This is a genomic window from Sandaracinobacter sp., from assembly GCF_041909755.1.
In the GTDB taxonomy this organism is placed as follows: Bacteria; Pseudomonadota; Alphaproteobacteria; order Sphingomonadales; family Sphingomonadaceae; genus Sandaracinobacteroides.
Genome location: NZ_JAYRCW010000161.1, coordinates 1 through 2,228, shown reverse-complemented (window position 1 = coordinate 2,228; position 2,228 = coordinate 1). Strand labels below are relative to the sequence as shown.

3 protein-coding genes and 1 pseudogene are annotated in these 2,228 nt (G+C 70.6%); all 4 read right to left on the bottom strand.

The window, feature by feature from the left end; translation table 11 throughout:
* A partial coding sequence (locus tag ACE3O8_RS13420) for an MliC family protein (RefSeq protein WP_374390545.1) occupies window positions 1-370 on the bottom strand: 370 nt, incomplete at its 3' end.
* A gap of 11 nt (window positions 371-381) precedes the next feature.
* The gene (locus ACE3O8_RS13415) at window positions 382-699 is read right to left on the bottom strand and encodes a hypothetical protein (protein ID WP_374390543.1); all 318 of its coding nucleotides are present in this window, start codon (window positions 697-699) and stop codon (window positions 382-384) included.
* A 7-nt stretch (window positions 700-706) separates the two neighbouring features.
* Window positions 707-1,351 carry an MliC family protein gene (locus tag ACE3O8_RS13410; RefSeq protein WP_374390541.1) on the bottom strand — a complete coding sequence of 215 codons (645 nt, stop codon included), beginning with the start codon at window positions 1,349-1,351 and terminating at the stop codon, window positions 707-709.
* Window positions 1,352-1,461: 110 nt separating this feature from the next.
* Window positions 1,462-2,228 (bottom strand): annotated as a pseudogene (locus ACE3O8_RS13405) (DNA mismatch repair protein MutL); the annotation flags it as partial.

The following is a 2,228-nucleotide window of genomic DNA, read 5'->3' as shown; positions in this document are numbered from 1 at the left end:
AGCCGGAGCCGGACGGTTCCTGCTGAAGCTCCACATTCTGGCCGCCGCGCACAAGAACCGCGATGCCCTGATCGGGGAAGAAGCGGACTTCGATCGTTTCGTCATTGTCGCAGGTGAAGGTGGCGCGGGTCTGCTTCGTGGCCGGAAGCCCGGCGGCGGCGGCGGCCTTTTCAAGTTCCGCCTTCTGTTCCGGCGTTGTCTGATCCGCCGGCATTTCGGCCGGGGCAGCCGGGGCGACGGCTTCGGGGGCCGGCGCCGCAGCGGGGGCGGTGGCTTCGGGCGCAGGCGTTTCGCCGGCGGTGGGGGCGGGCTTGTTGCAGCCCGCAACCAGGGCGGCGGCGGCAAGGCCGGCAAACAGGATCGGTTTCATCATCAATCTCCTCAATTGGGCCGGCAATCCAGATTGCCATGTTCAGGGCTGCTGATCTGCATCCTTTCAGGGCCGCCGCTGATCTGGGTGGACCCGAACTGATAGAGCCACCCCCGGCTGGTGGGCATGCGCAACAGCTGGGTCGTCTGCCCGTTGATCGTGAGATCGGCGAGCTTCGCATCCGAATGGAAGGTGACGGTGGCAGGCGTGCTGCCGCCGCACATCCAGTTGAACGTGCCGGCCATCCGCGCATCCAGCGTGTTGGACGGCGACTGCGGGGCGCAGGCCGCCAGCCCGGCGAGCAGCGCGAGCGTTGCAGGGCGGATCATGGCAGGCTCAGGCCGCGGTGCAGTTGGTGCCGGCCATCATCCCCACCGTCATCGTGAGGCGCATGCGATCATCGTGCACGCGAAGCACGGTGTTCGGCCCCGTATAGGTGAAGCCCGGCGGCGTGGACTGCTGCTGGAGTTCGGTGGTGGACCCGCCGCGGTTCAGCGAGGCGACGCCCTGCTGCGGGAAATAGCGCACGGTGATCTGCTCGCCGTTGGAGCAATTGTAGGTGACGCGCATTTCCGCAGGCGCAGGCGGCGGGCCGGGCGGAGGCGGAGGCGGCGGGGGAGCCGGCGGCGCGGGGGGCGCCGGCGGGCGGCCGCTGGCGCTCAGGCCCTGGCAGCTTGTGGGGGCCATCATCCCCGTCGTCAGGTTGATGCCCATACGGCCCGCATCGGCCACCACGGTCGTCTGACCGCCCTGATAGGTGAGCGGCGTTGTGGACACCCGGTTCAGCTCGGTGTTCTGGCCGCCGCGCACCAGCACGGCCGTTCCCTGCTGATCGAAATAGCGGATCGTCACCGCTTCGCCATTGGCGCAGCGATAGTTGACGGTGAAGGCGGGCGCCGGGCGCACCGACGGCGTGGAGGGCGTGGAGCAGGCCGACAGCGCCGTCGCGCCCGCCAGCAGCAGAGCCAGATAGGATTTCAAGTTCAGTCTCCCCAGTTGACCGGCGCAGGATTGGCGCGCCGGGGCTGTCCGTCAAGCCGATGCACCAGCTTTGCGACAAAGCGATTGCGCAGGATCAAGCCCCCGGCCCGTCAGCGGCGATGGAACAGCTTTTCCAGATCCGCCTTCGTCAGCTTCAGGAAGGTGGGGCGGCCATGGTTGCAGGTGCCGCTGGCCGGAACCGCCTCCATCTGGCGCAGCAGCGCGTTCATGTCCGCAAGCGTCAGCGGCCGCCCGGCCCGGACGCTGCCGTGGCAGGCGATGGTGGCGGCGATGTGATCGAGCCGGCTGACGAGGGCGCGCGGGCCCTCTCCGCCCGACAGTTCGTCGGCCAGATCGGTGAGCAACGGCTTCAGCGGCGGCGTGCCCAGCGCGGCCGGCAGCGCCCTGACGAGGATCGTATCCGGCCCGAACCGCTCCAGCTCGAGCCCGAGTTCGAGCAATGCCGGCGCGGCTGCCTCCAGCGCGTCGGCCGCCTGTTCATCGAGCGCCACGGCCTCTGGCACAAGGAGCGGCTGGGACTGGGGCGTGCCGCCCGCGCGGCCGCGCATGGCCTCCAGCACCAGCCGCTCGTGGGCGGCATGCTGATCCACCAGCACCAGCGCATCCGCACTTTCCGCGACGATATAGGCGTTTGCGACCTGCCCGCGCGCCAGGCCCAGCGGATACGCCCCGGCAGGCGGTGGCGGGACGGCGGCCAGCGGTTCGGGCGAGCGGCCCTGCGGCGGCGCCCATGCAAGGGCCGCCTCTGCCAGCATCGGCGCAATGGCGGGCGCAAGCGGCAGCTGCGCGGGCGCGGGGTGCGGGGCCGCGAAGGCGGCGGCGAGCGCCTGCCCCGCCGCCTGCACGGGGCGGATGC